Source organism: Massilia sp. 9I (assembly GCF_902506415.1).
Lineage (GTDB): Bacteria > Pseudomonadota > Gammaproteobacteria > Burkholderiales > Burkholderiaceae_D > Telluria.
Map to the genome: position 1 here is coordinate 2205034 of NZ_LR733275.1, position 14689 is coordinate 2219722.

Genomic DNA, 14689 nt, shown 5'->3' on the forward strand with positions numbered 1-14689 from the left:
AATTAGCCGGCTCTATAGTGTGAAAGGCCTAAGTTGCAAGTGACGGCCATCTAGCTAAGTTCTGCCAAAAGCCCCTAAAATCAGGGGCTTAGGCTTACTTCGCGCTATTCATCGCGGATGGGGATCATTCCCACTCAATCGTCGCCGGCGGCTTGCCCGAAATGTCATACACGACACGGTTCAGCCCACGCACTTCGTTGATGATACGGTTCGACACCTTGCCCAGCAGCGCGTGCGGCAGATGCGCCCATTGCGCCGTCATGAAGTCAAGCGTCTGCACCGCGCGCAGCGCCACCACGTATTCGTAGGTGCGGCCGTCGCCCATCACGCCGACCGATTTCACCGGCAGGAACACGGCAAACGCCTGGCTGGTCGCCTCGTACCAGTTCACCGGCGCCTTGCCCGGATCGATGCCCGCCACCGCCGGCAGCTCGAACGGCGTATTGCGCAGCTCTTCGATGAAGATGGCATCCGCTTCGCGCAGCAGGTCGGCATATTCCTTCTTCACCTCGCCCAGGATGCGCACACCCAGGCCCGGACCCGGGAACGGGTGACGGTAGACCATGTCGTGCGGCAGACCCAGCGCCACGCCGAGCTTGCGCACTTCGTCCTTGAACAGCTCGCGCAGCGGTTCCAGGAGCTTCAGGTTCAGGGTCTCCGGCAGACCGCCCACGTTGTGGTGGCTCTTGATGGTCTGGCCCTTCTTACCCTTGCCGGCCGACTCGATCACGTCCGGATAGATGGTGCCCTGGGCCAGCCACTTGGCGTTGGTCAGCTTGCCCGCTTCGACCTGGAACACTTCGACGAACTCGCGGCCGATGATCTTGCGCTTCTGCTCCGGATCGGTCACGCCCGCCAGGTGGCCCATGAACTGGTCTTCGGCATCGATGCGCAGCACTTTCACGCCCAGATTCTTCGAGAACATGTCCATGACCATCTTGCCCTCGTCCTTGCGCAGCAGGCCGTGGTCGACGAACACGCAGGTCAGCTGGTCGCCGATGGCGCGGTGGATCAGGGCTGCGGCCACGCTCGAGTCGACCCCGCCCGACAGGCCCAGGATCACTTCATCGGTGCCGACCTGCTCGCGGATCTTCTGCACCGCTTCGCCGATGTAGTCCGGCATGTTCCAGTCCGACTTGCAGCCGCAGATCTCGTGCACGAAGCGGCCGATGATGGCTTCGCCCTGGCTCGTGTGCGTCACTTCCGGGTGGAACTGCAGCGCGTAGAAGCGGCGCTCTTCGTCGGCCATGGCGGCGATCGGGCAGCTATCGGTCGAGCCCATCAGCTTGAAGCCCGGCGGCATGTCCAGCACTTTGTCGCCGTGGCTCATCCACACGCGCAGCATGCCGTGGCCTTCGTCGGTGACGAAATCGTTGATGCCGTTCAGCAGCGCGGTATGGCCGCGCGCGCGCACTTCCGCGTAGCCGAACTCGCGCACCTTGCCGTTCTCGACCTTGCCGCCGAGCTGGGCCGCCATGGTCTGCATGCCGTAGCAGATGCCCAGCACGGGCACGCCGGCTTCGAAGGCGGCCTGAGGCGCGCGCGGCGAATCGCCCTCTAAGGTGGAGTTGTGGCTGCCCGACAGGATGATGCCGCTGGCGCCGTAGTTGCGCACGAACTCGTCGCTGACGTCATACGGATAGACTTCCGAAAACACGCCGGCATCGCGTACGCGGCGCGCGATCAGCTGGGTAACCTGGGAACCGAAATCGAGGATGAGGATTTTCGAATGCATGGAATGCGAAGCTAAATAAGGAATTCGGGGACCGGGCGCCGCGTGCGGCCGCCCGGTACAAAAAACGGCGCACTGGCGCCGTTTGACTGGTTACTCGGAACGGTAGTTCGGAGCTTCCTTGGTGATCTGCACGTCGTGCACGTGGGATTCGCGCATGCCGGCCGAGGTGATTTCGACGAACTCCGCCTTCTCGCGCAGTTCTTCGATGGTGGCGCAGCCGCAGTAACCCATCGACTGGCGCACGCCGCCAACCAGCTGGAAGATGATCGCCAGCACGCTGCCTTTATAAGCGACGCGGCCTTCGATGCCTTCCGGGACGAACTTGTCGGCCTTGCTTGATGCTTCCTGGAAATAGCGGTCGGCCGAACCTTCGGCCATCGCACCCAGGCTGCCCATGCCGCGGTAGGACTTGTAGCTGCGGCCCTGGTACAGGATGGTTTCGCCCGGCGCTTCGTCGGTGCCGGCAAACATGCTGCCCATCATGACGGTGTGCGCGCCTGCTGCCAGCGCCTTCGAGATGTCGCCCGAGAAGCGGATGCCGCCGTCGGCGATGCAGGGCACGCCGGTGCCTTCGAGCGCCTTGGCCACGTTCGAGATTGCGGTGATCTGCGGCACGCCGACGCCGGCAACGATACGGGTGGTGCAGATCGAGCCCGGGCCGATGCCGACCTTGACCGCGTCGGCGCCGTGTTCGACCAGCGCCTTGGCAGCGGCCGCGGTGGCGATGTTACCGCCGATGACGTCAACGTGCGGGTAACGCTCCTTGATCCATTTCACGCGGTCGAGGATGCCTTGCGAATGGCCGTGCGCGGTGTCGACCACCAGCACGTCCACGCCGGCGGCAACCAGCAGCTCGATGCGTTCTTCGTCGCGCTGGCCCACGCCCACGGCCGCGCCTACCAGCAGCTTGCCCTGCGAATCTTTCGATGCGAGCGGGTGCTCGTGCGACTTCTGGATGTCCTTGACGGTAATGAGGCCGCGCAGCTCGAAGTCGCCGTTAACGACCAGCACACGCTCCAGGCGGTGCTTGTTCATCAGGCGCTTGGCTTCCTCGGTGTTCGCGTCTTCGTTGACGTAGACGAGTTTTTCGCGCGGGGTCATCTTGGCGCGGGCTTCCGCGTCCAGGTCTTCCTCGAAACGCAGATCGCGGTTGGTGATGATGCCGACAACCTGCTTGCCTTCCACCACCGGGAAGCCGCTGATGCCGTGCTGCTGCGAAAGCGCCAGCACTTCACGGATCTTCATGGTCGGGGGAATGGTGATCGGGTCGCGCAGCACGCCCGCTTCGAAACGCTTGACGCGCGCTACCTCACGGGCCTGGTCGCTTGGCCTCAAGTTCTTGTGGATGATGCCGATGCCGCCCTCCTGAGCCATCGCGATCGCCAGGCGTGCCTCGGTCACGGTGTCCATCGCTGCCGACAGCAGCGGGATATTCAGCGTGATATTCCGGGTCAGTTTGGTGCGAAGGGAAGTTTCGGCCGGAAGAACGTTGGAGTAAGCCGGGACGAGCAGCACGTCATCGAACGTGAGTGCTTTTTGGAGTAGACGCATAGCATTTTCCTATAGGCGCAAAAGTGAATTATACAGAAAGTACAAAAGACTGTCGCAGCCATGCCTAAAAATGGCCTTTTGCAGGAGCCCGTCATTGACAGCCGAACGCAAGCGTGGCGAAATCCGACTGTTACTCAAGGAAAACTTTTATGCTGCGCTCGACTTCATCGCTTCGCCTGATTGCCGCCACCGCCCTGCTCTTCGCCAGCAGCCTGGCACAGGCCCAATACTCCTGGATCGGCGAGAACGGCGTGCGCCAGTTCTCGGACCGCCCACCACCACCGAACACGCCGCCGCACAAGATCCTTAAGGCGCCAGGCCGCGCGCCGGCGCCCACGCCGGTAGCTGCCCCCGCTCCTGCGCCGGCCGCGCCGACCGTCAAGCCGGCGCCGACCCTGGCCGACCGCGATGCGGAGTATCGTGAGCGCCTCAAGAAAACGGAGGAAGCGGAACGTAAGGCACAGGCGGACGCCCAGCGCCAGCGCGACGCTGCGGAACGCTGCGAGGCCGCACGCGAATCGCGTGCGCAGGTGGAATCCGGCGTACGCATCGGACGCATCGGCGCCCAAGGCGAACGCCGCATCGCCACCGACGAGGAAAGGGCTGCGCAGCTGGCCCGCGCCAACAAGGTTCTCGCCGAGTGCCGCTAAGCCGGCACGCCCGAGTCCGCATCGCCGCGCGGGCGCGCCGTCACCACCCGGTTGCGCCCGCCTTCCTTGGCCGCATACAGGGCCGCGTCCGCGCGGTTCATCAGGTCGGAGAAATCTTCCCCTCTTCCAGCATCGCCAGGCCGATGCTGACCGTATAGGCCGCACCCTCGGCCTGCGTCGATCTGTCCAGTGCGCTGCGCAGGCGCTCGGCCACGGCCAGCGCTGTCTCGCGCGTAGCTTCCGGTAAAAGCACCCCGAACTCTTCCCCACCCAGGCGGGCGCAGTAGTCGATCTTGCGGATCACTTCCTGGGTACGCTGCACCAGGTCGCGCAGCACCTGGTCGCCCACGCCGTGTCCATAGGTGTCATTGATGCGCTTGAAGTGGTCGGCATCGATCAGCAGAAGGCCGAGACCGCTACCGTGGCGCTGCGCCCGCGCCAGTTCGCGCTCGGCGGCCTCGAAGAAGGCGCGGCGCGAAGGGGCGCCCGTCAGGTGATCGTGCTCGGCGGCATAGGCCGTCTCGGACAGCACGCGCGCGTTCGACATCATCACTGCGCCCAGGGTCAGCGCCGGCATGGCCAGGGTACCGATCGCGACGAAGGCGATGTTGATGGTGGCCGGATCGATCGAGGTGATCGGCGCCCAGGCATCCACCGCATAGAATGACCCGCGGAAGGCATGCCCGCATCCGAGCGCGAAGGCGGTAATGCGGGTGAAGGTGAAAGGATAGCGCAGGCGCCCTTCCGCTACCTTCGGCACGCAGCGGTAGATGGCGAAGCAGACGCTGGCATGGTAGGCCGAGACCGAGGTGATGCGCAGGGACAGCGACTCGTGCACGTCATGGAAGACCACCAGAGCGCAGAATGCGGCGAGCCCGCCCAGCACCAGGGCGCGGACCGGCACGGCCAGGCCGAGGTGGCGGCGAAAACCCACGTACATCAGCGCGATCGTCGCCAGCAGCATCGCATTGGCGAGCTCGAGGCTCAAGAGGTCGGGCAGGACGCCGCGCGATGCGAACAGCAGCAGTGAAATGACCGCCAGGGCATTGGCCTGTCCCCATTCACGGATACCGACGACCTTGCTGCTGGCAAGCGAAGACAGGACCAGTAACATGACCACCGACAGCGCGGTGGTGACCAACATCAGACTCAGGGTACTCAGCATGGGCAGAAGCGACAGCGGACGGGGAAAGCAATGGCGCATCGCCACCCTGGGGTGGGCCGGCCGCACTGCATGCGATGGAGCCGGCGCCGGGCCGTCCGTCCCGAATCATTGGCTCAGCCATATGATAGCAAGAACTGCGGCAAGTCTTCTTGCCCCGATGCAATTTGAACCTGAGCTTGCAACAGTAGAAAGGCCTTGATCAGGCCTAGGGAGCCGCGCCCTGAGCGGACGCAGGCGCCGCGGCGTCCTTCTTGGCCGCGCGCCGGCGCCGCGAATCCTTGGGGTCCGCCACCAGCGGGCGGTAGATTTCGATGCGGTCGCGCTCGCGCAGGACGGTGTCGAGCGTCTGCTTTTTGGCGTAGATGCCGACCGGCTGGGTGCTCAGGTTAATGTCCGGATACGCTTCCAGCACGCCGCTCATCTCGATCGCGGCGCCGATGGTGGTGCCGGGCGCGACCTTCATCGGACGCAGGAACTCGTCGCGCGCCGAGGCGTAGCAGACATAGACCTGCAGCAGTTCAGCCATAGATCGCCTCGGCCCGCTTGCTGAAGGAATCGACCATGGTGTTGGCGATCATGCCGAACACCGGGCCGATGATCTGTTCCAGGATGATGCTGGAGAACTCGTACTGCAGTTCGAAGTCGATCTTGCAGGCGTCGGCGCGCAGCGCCTTGAAATTCCAGGTTCCTTCCAGCATCTTGAACGGTCCGTCGACCAGGTGCATCTTCATTTGGGTCGGACGGTTGTTGTGGTTCGAGGTGGCAAAGCTCTGCTTCACGCCGTGGAAATTGATTTGCAGGCTGGCGACCAGCTTGTCCTCGGACCGTTCGAGGACTTTCACGCCGCCGCACCAGGGCAGGAATTTTGGATAGTCTTCAACCTTGGCGACAAGGTCGAACATCTGCTCGGTGCTATAGCCGAGAAAAACTGATTTGTGCACTACTGCCATTGGTCAACCGTTTGTTATGATGTTGGACGAGTTGCATTTTGCGCCATGCAATCCTTGCATCGGCGCCACAGCAGTAGTTTAACCGAGACGCGGATTTTCGCTATTTCATGAGTATTGTTGACAATAAAAAAGCTTTTTTCGACTACTTCATCGAGGACCGGTATGAAGCCGGCATCGTGCTGGAGGGGTGGGAAGTCAAGGCCATCCGCGAAGGCAAGGTTCAGATCAAGGAGGCCTATGTCGTCGTGCGCAACGGCGAGCTGTTCCTGTTCGGCGCCCACATCAGCGCGCTGACCACGGCGTCCGCCTTCAGCCACCCGGAAGCGCTGCGCACCCGCAAGCTGCTGCTGCACCGCGCCGAGGTGGACAAACTGGTCGGCAAGGTCGAACGCGCCGGCTATACCCTGCTGCCGCTGAACCTGCACTTCAAGGGCGGCCGCGTGAAGTGCGAGATCGGCCTGGCCAAGGGCAAGAAGCAGCACGACAAGCGCGCCACCGAGAAGGACCGCGACGCCAAGCGCGAAGTCGCCTCGGCGATGAAGCAGCACCGCCGCTGATCAAGCCGCGCGCATCGCTCCCGCGCGGTCCAGGTTCATCACCTGGGCGTTCGACTGCGCGACGGCGTCCCCGTCGTGCGTCGAAAACAGGAACAGGCGCCGGTCCCGCTCGCGCCTGAATACCTCCATCAGGTAGGCCTTGGCCCCGGCATCGATGCCGTTGGTCGGCTCGTCCATCAGCACCACCCTCGCCTCGCTCGCCAGCCCCGCCACCAGCATGAACTTCTTGCGCGTGCCGAGCGACATCGCCTCGAAACGCTTGTGCAGGTGCGCCTGGAGGCCTAAACCTTCCACCAGTGCCGGCAGCGCAGGCGCGTCGCGCTGCCCGCGCAGCACCAGCACCATGCGCAGGAACTCGTCGCCCGACATGAATTCGTAGGCCACCGATTCATCGGGCACCCAGGCCAGCTGCGCGCGCGCGCGGCGCGGGGCAGCGTGCAGGTCGGCGCGGGCGACCAGGATGCGCCCCGTCTGCGGCGGATTCACCCCCGCCAGCAGCGACAGCAGCGTGGATTTGCCCGCACCGTTCTGCCCCATCAGGGCCACCACGCCGGGTCCGAAGGCGAACGACAGGCCGCGAAACAGGACCTGTCCCGAGAACTGCATGCCGAGTCCCTCGGCTTCAAGCAAAGTCGTCATCGCGTCTCACAGTAAGAGGAAAGTCACGACCAGCAGCGCGATCTTGATCAGGATGCCGTCCTGGTGGCGCTGGATGATCGGCGCACCCAGCAGCGCCAGGGTGAAGATGGCGCCTGCCGCATGCTTGACCAGCTGGGCGCCGACGATGCCGCCCTGTCCTGGCTGCAGCAGGCAGGCGGCATAGGCGCCGGCAAACAGCAGCGCAGTCGCGCCCAGCACGCAGGCCTGCTCGGCAAGCGCCATGCGCAGCGCCCCGTAGCGCAGGCTGCGCTGCCAGGCCTGCAGCGGCTGGCGCGTGGTCCAGAACAGGTAGAAGAAGCCGGACATGGTGGCGGCGCTCAGCCAGCAGCCGACCTTCAGGAAGGCCGAGGACTCGGCCAGCTTGCCGACGCCGAAGATCATCCAGAGGCTGGCGGCCTGGATACCGATCGCGAGGCCAAGGCGCGGCAGCGCGGCGTGCGCGTGGCGGCGCGCCAGCAGCGACAGCTGCCAGGCCAGCAGGAAACCCCAGCCGCCCAGGCGCAGGGAGGATGGACTGGCTGCACGGCCGTCCGCGTCAAGTGCCGGCGCCGCAGCCAGGCGTCCGGCCAGGCCGGCGCCGGCCGCCAGCAGCGCCGCGCACAGGATCGCCGGCTCCAGCATGCCGCCCAGGCCCGCCCCGGCCAGCGCAACGAATCCCAGAGCCGGAATCAGGACGGCGCGTGGCGCAACGCGCGTGGCCGCAGCATGGGCCGCATGCAGGCTCAATACGACCAGCAATGCCGCACGCAGACCGAACCAGTGCCCTGCTCCGCCAGGTTCAGTCGCGACCGTCCACACGGACAGCCCGACCGGCACCAGGAAGACTTGCAGGCCGACCAGCAGCATCGCCGCATCGACCAGCGGTGCCGTGCCGACGCCCAGCGGCAGCGAGCGCGTGAAGCTTGCGAGTGGACCGCCCGCGATGAATCCACGATGAATGCGCACCCAGACGAAGATGCAGGCCAGCCAGGTGCCGGCCCAGGCGGCATCGGCAAGGACGCTGCCGGGCGCGCGCCAGAAATGCAGGATCGGTTCCGCCAGCAGCGCCGGCCGTTCGGCCAGCGCTACACCGAACAGCATCAACAGCACGCCGAGCAGGTGCGCGTAGCGCAGGTAGAGCGCGAAGGATTGCCGGCGGAAGTAGGCGCGCCGGCTGCGCAACATCAGGAAGAACGGGCTAGTTGCCGTCATGCGTTCTTCCGCTGCCGCATTAAATGGCCGGCTTGGCGAAACGCCGGCTGAGGCGCCACATCAGGAAGCTCAGCACGCAGCCGATTGCGGCGCCGCAGGCCAGCTTGAGCGCGCTGCCGAACAGCAGCGGCGCCACCAGGCCGGAGACCAGCGCGAAGGACATCATCTGGATAAAACCGACCATCGACGCCGCCAGGCCACGGTTGTTCGGGAACAGGCCCATGGCCGACAGCTGGATGCCCGGCATCGCCACCGCGAGACCGAAGGTGAACACGCCCAGCGGCAACACCGCCCACGGCACGCTGGCCGCGAACAGTGCGTTGTAGCCGACGTTGAGCACCGAGGCCAGCGCCATCACGCCGTAGCCGATCCACAGCAGGCGGCCAGGGGGCGCCTTGGCGGCGCGCTTGCCGCCCCAGGCCGAGCCGATCACCATGCCGCCGATCAGGGGAATGAACATCCAGGCAAACGCGGTCTCCGGCAGGCCCAGGATCTCCATCACGAAGTTGGCCGCCGAGCCGATGTACAGGGACAGGCCGCCGAACACCAGGCCGAGGGCCAGCGACAGCATCACGAACTGCGGATTGCGCAGCACCATCAGGTAGTTGCGGGCGATGGTCACCGGATGGAAGACCTGGCGTTTCTCGCGCGGCAGGCTCTCCGGCAGCATGCGCGCCACCAGGACGATCATGGCGGCGCCGAAGATCGCCAGGAACACGAAGGTCGAGCGCCAACCGAAGGTCACGTGCAGCCAGCCGCCCAGCACCGGGGCGATGGCCGGCGCCAGGCCGAACACCATCATGATGTGGGACATCATCTTCTGCGCCTGCGCCCCGGCGAAGCGGTCCTGCACGATCGCCTGGCCGATCACCGAGCCGGCGCCGGCCGAGAGGCCCTGCAGCGCACGGAAGGCCAGCAGCCAGCCGAAGGTCGGCGCGAAGGCAGCGCCGATCGAGGCCAGCGTGTACATCGACAGCGCACCCAGGATCACGGGACGGCGTCCGAAGGAGTCGGACAGGGTCCCGTAGAACAGCATCATCAAGGCAAAACAGAACAGGAAGACGCTCAGCGTCTGCTGCACCGCCACCGGCCCGACGCCGAATTCGACACCGATCGCCGGCATCGACGGCAGGTAGGTATCGATCGCGAGCGCCCCGATCATGCCGAGGCAGGCGAGGATGGTGGTGAGGAGTCGTTGCATGGCAGTGCCTTCTGAAAATGACCGGCACTGCGACAGGCAAGCGTCCGGGGGACGCAATTGTACTGAATTTCACAAAAAACAATTTGGCCGTCCCCCAAAGCAGCTTGGCGCTCAGCGCAGCGACATCCCGAAGCGCTCCGGCCGCGGCAGCCAGTTGCCGAGGTAGTCGGCCGAGACCAGGATGCGCTCGGCGCGCCCGATCAGCAGGTGGCGCGGGACGAAGCCGATATAGCGCGAGTCGCGGCTCATGTCGCGGTTGTCGCCCAACATCAGGTAGGCCTCCGGCGGCACGGTCACCGGACCGAAGTCGCGCGGCACCATGCGCTGCGGGAGCACCTGGATGCGGTGGCGACGGCCGTCGATGGTTTCATCGACGCGCTGCGCGTCCATCATCGCGCCGTCGGCCAGCTCCTTGGTCACCTCCTGCAGCGAATACTGCGATTCGACTCCATTGATGACGAGGCGCTCGTTGCGCATCTCGACCTGGTCGCCCGGCAGCGCCAGCACGCGCTTGATCAGGCGCGTGCCGTCTTCAGGCGAGGTAAAGGTGACGACGTCGCCACGCTGCGGTTCACCGGTACGCGCCACTACCACGTCGGTCAGCGGGACCTTGACGTTGTAGGCCAGGCGATTCACGAAGACCACGTCGCCCTCCAGAAGATTGGGCCGCATGGAGCTGGATGGAATCGGGTTCCAGTCCGCCACCGCGGTGCGGAACACGCCGAACAGCAGCAGGAACGCCAGGAATCCCTTGTTGGCGCGGATGAAGGCTTTCATTGGACGACCCTCCTTGTATTTTTGATGAGGTCTTTATACGCATCCAGTCTTTAATGATGCTTAAACGTTAAGCCACCTTCCATGTCACTGCCTTGTCACATCCGCCACCTACACTGGCCGCGCCGAGACGAGGACGCAGACCATGGACATGAAACACAAGGCCACCGACACCGAAGCCAGGAGCATGCTTGAGCCCTTCCTGAACCGCGAGCTGTCGCTGCTCGAGTTCAACCGCCGGGTGCTGGCCCAGGCCGAGGATCCGGCGATTCCCCTGCTCGAACGCCTGCGCTTCCTGTGCATCGTGTGCAGCAACCTCGACGAGTTCTTCGAGGTGCGGGTGGCGAGCCTGCTGGCCCAGCACCAGATGGAGCATGGCCACAACGGCATCCCGCATGCGCTGGCCACCACCCTGGAGCGTGCCAGCGCCGAATGCCGGCGCCTGATCGAACGCCAGTACAAGCTGTTCAACGGCGAGATCCTGCCGCGCCTGTCGGAGAACGGCATCCACATGCTGCGCCGGGGCGAACGCAACGCGGCGCAGCGGGCCTGGGTCAAGCAATTCTTCGACAAGGAAGTGCGCCCCCTGCTCACGCCGATCGGCCTCGATCCGGCCCACCCCTTCCCGCGCGTGGTCAACAAGAGCCTCAACTTCATCGTCGAACTGGCCGGCAAGGACGCCTTCGGGCGCGGCACGGGAATCGCCATCATGAAGGCGCCGCGCGTGCTGCCGCGCGTGATCCGCCTGCCGGATGAACTGTCGGACAAGAAGGGCGCCTCCTACTGCCTGCTGTCCTCGGTGATCCAGGCCCACCTGGCCGACCTGTTCACCGGACGCGAGGTGCTGTCGTACTCGCAGTTCCGGGTGACCCGCAACAGCGACCTGTGGGTCGACGAGGACGAAGTCAAGAACCTGCGCCAGGCGCTGCAGAGCGAGCTCCATAGCCGCAACTACGGCTTCGCGGTGCGCCTCGAAGTGGGCCACGCCTGCCCGCCGCACCTGGCCTCTTTTCTGCTCGACCAGTTCGAGATCGACCGCTCGCGCCTGTTCGCGGTGGACGGCCCGGTCAACCTCGGGCGCTTGCTGGAGGTGGTCAATACCAACGACAAGCCGGAGCTGAAGTTCCCCTCCTTTACGCCCGGCTTCCCGCCCAAGCTCGCCGCGCCGGACATCTTCGCCACGCTGCGCCGCCAGGACGTGCTGCTGCACCATCCCTTCGAATCCTTCCAGCCGGTGATCGACTTCATCCAGTCGGCTGCGGCCGACCCTTGCGTGGCGGCGATCAAGCAGACCATCTACCGCGCCGGCATGAATTCGGACCTGATGGAAGCCTTGATCGCGGCCGCGCGGCGCGGCAAGGAAGTCACGGTGATCGTCGAACTGATGGCGCGCTTCGACGAGGAGGCCAACATCAACTGGGCCGAGCGCCTGGAGCAGGCCGGCGCCCAGGTGGTCTACGGCGTGGTGGGCCTGAAGACCCACGCCAAGCTGGCCTTGGTTCTGCGCCGCGAAGAGCACGGCCTGCGCCGCTACGCCCACCTCGGCACCGGCAACTACAATTCCACCACCGCCAAGTTCTACACCGACTTCGGCCTGCTCACCTGCGACGAAGAGATCACGGCCGACGTCAACGAGGTCTTCATCCACCTCACCAGCCTGACCCGTCCCAAGCAGCTCACCAGCCTGTGGCTGGCGCCCTTCTCGCTGCAGAAGGAAGTGGTGCGTGCGATCCGCGACGAGGCGGCCATCGCGAAACACGGCCGACCGGCGCGCATCATCGCCAAGATGAACTCACTCACCGACGAATCGGTGATCAAGGCCCTGTACGAAGCGTCGGAAGCGGGTGTGCGCATCGACCTGATCGTGCGCGGCGCCTGTTCGCTGCGGCCTGGCGTGCCTGGACTGAGCGAGAACATCAAGGTGCGCTCGATCGTCGGGCGCTTCCTGGAACATACCCGGGTGTTTTACTTCCGCAACGACCTGAAGCACGACGTCTACCTGTCGAGCGCCGACTGGATGAACCGCAACCTGTTCCGGCGCGTCGAAGTGGCATTCCCGATCCGCTCGCCCGCGCTCAAGCGCCGCGTGCTGCGCGAGGGCCTGCATCCCTACCTGAAGGACAACGTCAACGCCTGGGAACTGGGCAGCGACGGGCACTACCGGCGCAAGAAGACCCGCAGCGGGCAGAAGGCCGCCAGCGCCCAACAACAACTTATGGAGATGCTCGGCGCCGGCAAGCATCCGAACAAGGAGAATGACGATGGACCTGATCCTGTGGCGGCACGCCGAGGCTGAGCCCCATGCGGCGGAAGGCGACGCCGCTGCCGACCTGAAGCGCGCCCTGACGCCCAAGGGCAAGCGCCACGCGGCGCGGGTCGGCGCCTGGCTGCACCGCCAGCTGCCGGACGACGTGCGGGTGCTGTGCAGTCCTGCCAGGCGCTGCGTGCAGACGGTGGAGGCGCTGGGCCGCAACTACAAGCTGCTCGACGCGCTGGCGCCGGATGCGAGCGCCGAAGCGATCCTCGAGGCCAGCGGCTGGCCCAAGCACCGCCAGCCGGCGCTGATCGTCGGCCACCAGCCCCTGCTGGGCCAGGTCGCGTCAATGGTGCTGTGCGGCGGCAAGCAGGACTGGCGGATCCGCAAGGCGGGGGTGTTCTGGATCACCCACAAGGGCAGCGATGGGCTGCCCTATGTGAAGCTGGTGGTGGGGCCGGACTTCATCGGCCAGCTGCGCTAGACCACCCGCGCCTGGAACGGAATCCCGACCTCGTTCCACGCGCCCTCTTCCTTCTCCAGCCACGGTCCCAGGGTCGGATGCTTGTCCAGCAGCGCGGCGGGCAGCTCGAGCTCGATGCGGCTCTTCATGCGCGCCTTCAGGCCGCCGATGTCGCCATCGGCGCGCGCGTGCATGAACACCACCGCCAGGCGCAGCGCCAGCGCCGCTTTGGCGACGTCCTGCTCGGCCAGCAGCTCGCGGATCTTGCGCAGGTTGCCCTTCTGCCCCAGCACCAGGCTGCTCATCAGGCGCTGCTCGCGCGTGGTGAAGCCCGGCAGGTCGGCGTGTTCGACGATGTAGGCGCCGTGCTTGTGGGCGCCGGTCATCGACACCAGCAGGCCCGTTTCGTGCAGCATCGCACTCCAGCACAGGTAGTGAGGACGCGCGTCCGCCGGTTCCAGCTTTTCGTAGAGGGTCGAGGCGATGTGCGCGGTGCGCAGCGCGCGCTGGCTGTCCACGCCGAAGCGGCGCATGCAGGCGCGGATCGCAGCGTCGCGCCGGTCGCGCTGGCTGGCGCGCAGCTCGAGGTCGGACAGCACGCCCAGGCGCAAGCCGGCATTGACCGCCATGAGCTGCGCCACGCCCAGCTCCTGCATCACGCCGATTAGGACCGTCAGGCCGCCGACCATCACCGGCACCCGCTCGCGCTTGATCCCCGGCATGTCAAAGGCGTCGACATGGCCCAGTGCCAGGAGGACCTCACGCAACGCCTGCAGGCTGGCCTGCGACATGCTCCCGTCGCCGATGCCGTTCCTGGCCAGGACTTCGGCGATGGCGCGCATCGTGCCGGAAGAACCGTAGGCGGCATCCCAGCCCTGCGCCTTGTACAGGTCGGCCGCATCCTCGAAGCGGGCGCGCGCGGCAAGGACGGCGGCGTCGAAGCGCTGCGCCGTGATGCGGCCGTCCGCGAAGAAGGCGGCAGTCTGGGGATGGGTGCCGATGCCGAAGGATTCGACCAGCGTGATCTCCGGACCGATGGCCGCGATGACCTCGGTCGAGCCGCCGCCGATATCGATCACGAGGCGCCGCTCGTCCGGCTTGTCGATGGCGCGCGCCACGCCCATGTAGATCAGGCGCCCTTCTTCCTCGCCCGAGATGACCTCGACCGGATGGCCGATGGCCTGCTCCAGCTGCGGCAGCAGCAGGTCGGCGTTGCGCGCCACGCGCAGGGTGTTGGTGGCAACCACGCGCACCGCATCCAGGGTGTATTCGTCGAGGATGGCGCGAAAGCCTGCCAAGGAACGGACCGCGCTGCGCATCGCGGCCTCGGTGAGCATATTGTCCCCGTCCAGGCCCGCGGCCAGCCGGATCGGATCGCGCGCGGTGCGCACAATGTGCATGCGGCCGCCGGCAGGTTCGCCGATGTGAAGCCGGAAGCTGTTGGACCCCAGGTCCACTGCTGCAAACATACGCTCTCTCGCTGGTTGCGCGGCTTGCCGCCGATGGGCTGCCGTGGGCGAAAGTATACCGTGCGGCGC

The 14689-nt window shown here is 65.7% G+C and carries 14 protein-coding genes; 4 read left to right on the forward strand and 10 right to left on the reverse strand.

The features are described from left to right. Window positions 1–124: 124 nt before the first annotated feature. Window positions 125–1735 carry a glutamine-hydrolyzing GMP synthase gene (gene guaA, locus GV068_RS09945; protein ID WP_159697167.1) on the reverse strand — a complete coding sequence of 537 codons (1611 nt, stop codon included), beginning with the start codon at window positions 1733–1735 and terminating at the stop codon, window positions 125–127. A 90-nt stretch (window positions 1736–1825) separates the two neighbouring features. After that, window positions 1826–3286 carry an IMP dehydrogenase gene (gene guaB, locus GV068_RS09950; RefSeq protein ID WP_159697168.1) on the reverse strand — a complete coding sequence of 487 codons (1461 nt, stop codon included), beginning with the start codon at window positions 3284–3286 and terminating at the stop codon, window positions 1826–1828. A gap of 149 nt (window positions 3287–3435) precedes the next feature. Here guaB and GV068_RS09955 point away from each other — a divergent pair, with 149 nt between their 5' ends. Continuing rightward, window positions 3436–3936 (forward strand): DUF4124 domain-containing protein, encoded by a 501-nt coding sequence (locus tag GV068_RS09955; RefSeq protein WP_159697169.1) that lies wholly within the window; start codon window positions 3436–3438, stop codon window positions 3934–3936. Window positions 3937–4036: 100 nt separating this feature from the next. On the opposite strand, the gene GV068_RS09960 is transcribed toward GV068_RS09955, so the two are convergent. The 3 genes from GV068_RS09960 to GV068_RS09970 all read right to left on the reverse strand — a co-directional run bounded on the left by GV068_RS09960 (window position 4037) and on the right by GV068_RS09970 (window position 6051). Beyond that, entirely contained in the window at window positions 4037–5080 is a 1044-nt protein-coding gene (locus GV068_RS09960) for a diguanylate cyclase (RefSeq protein WP_159697170.1), read from the reverse strand. Window positions 5081–5306: 226 nt separating this feature from the next. After that, entirely contained in the window at window positions 5307–5627 is a 321-nt protein-coding gene (locus GV068_RS09965; RefSeq protein ID WP_159697171.1) for an RnfH family protein, read from the reverse strand. Continuing rightward, window positions 5620–6051 (reverse strand): type II toxin-antitoxin system RatA family toxin, encoded by a 432-nt coding sequence (locus GV068_RS09970; protein ID WP_159697172.1) that lies wholly within the window; start codon window positions 6049–6051, stop codon window positions 5620–5622. The genes GV068_RS09965 and GV068_RS09970 overlap by 8 nt, the downstream gene beginning before the upstream one ends. 107 nt (window positions 6052–6158) lie before the next feature. Here GV068_RS09970 and smpB point away from each other — a divergent pair, with 107 nt between their 5' ends. Further along, window positions 6159–6608, forward strand: coding sequence for an SsrA-binding protein SmpB (gene smpB, locus GV068_RS09975; RefSeq protein ID WP_159697173.1), 450 nt, complete (start codon window positions 6159–6161; stop codon window positions 6606–6608). On the opposite strand, the gene GV068_RS09980 is transcribed toward smpB, so the two are convergent. From GV068_RS09980 to lepB, 4 genes are all read right to left on the reverse strand, one after another. Beyond that, window positions 6609–7247, reverse strand: a complete 639-nt coding sequence (locus GV068_RS09980) for an ABC transporter ATP-binding protein (protein ID WP_159697174.1) — start codon at window positions 7245–7247, stop codon at window positions 6609–6611. Window positions 7248–7253: 6 nt separating this feature from the next. Beyond that, window positions 7254–8459 carry a hypothetical protein gene (locus tag GV068_RS09985; protein ID WP_159697175.1) on the reverse strand — a complete coding sequence of 402 codons (1206 nt, stop codon included), beginning with the start codon at window positions 8457–8459 and terminating at the stop codon, window positions 7254–7256. 19 nt (window positions 8460–8478) lie between these two features. Next, the gene (locus GV068_RS09990; RefSeq protein ID WP_159697176.1) at window positions 8479–9660 is read right to left on the reverse strand and encodes a multidrug effflux MFS transporter; all 1182 of its coding nucleotides are present in this window, start codon (window positions 9658–9660) and stop codon (window positions 8479–8481) included. A gap of 111 nt (window positions 9661–9771) precedes the next feature. Next, complete coding sequence (lepB, locus tag GV068_RS09995) at window positions 9772–10437, reverse strand: signal peptidase I (RefSeq protein WP_159697177.1); 666 nt, start codon at window positions 10435–10437, stop codon at window positions 9772–9774. 142 nt (window positions 10438–10579) lie between these two features. Between lepB and ppk1 the strand changes: the two genes are divergently transcribed. Together ppk1 and GV068_RS10005 are read left to right on the forward strand one after the other, a co-directional pair. Next, on the forward strand, window positions 10580–12730 hold the full coding sequence (gene ppk1 / locus GV068_RS10000; protein WP_159697178.1) for a polyphosphate kinase 1: 2151 nt from the start codon (window positions 10580–10582) through the stop codon (window positions 12728–12730). Next, window positions 12696–13172 (forward strand): histidine phosphatase family protein, encoded by a 477-nt coding sequence (locus GV068_RS10005; RefSeq protein ID WP_159697179.1) that lies wholly within the window; start codon window positions 12696–12698, stop codon window positions 13170–13172. Before ppk1 ends, GV068_RS10005 begins: the two co-directional genes overlap by 35 nt. Here GV068_RS10005 and GV068_RS10010 read toward each other — a convergent pair. Beyond that, the gene (locus GV068_RS10010; RefSeq protein ID WP_159697180.1) at window positions 13169–14620 is read right to left on the reverse strand and encodes a Ppx/GppA phosphatase family protein; all 1452 of its coding nucleotides are present in this window, start codon (window positions 14618–14620) and stop codon (window positions 13169–13171) included. The two genes, GV068_RS10005 and GV068_RS10010, sit on opposite strands and share 4 nt — an antisense overlap. Window positions 14621–14689 lie beyond the last annotated feature (69 nt).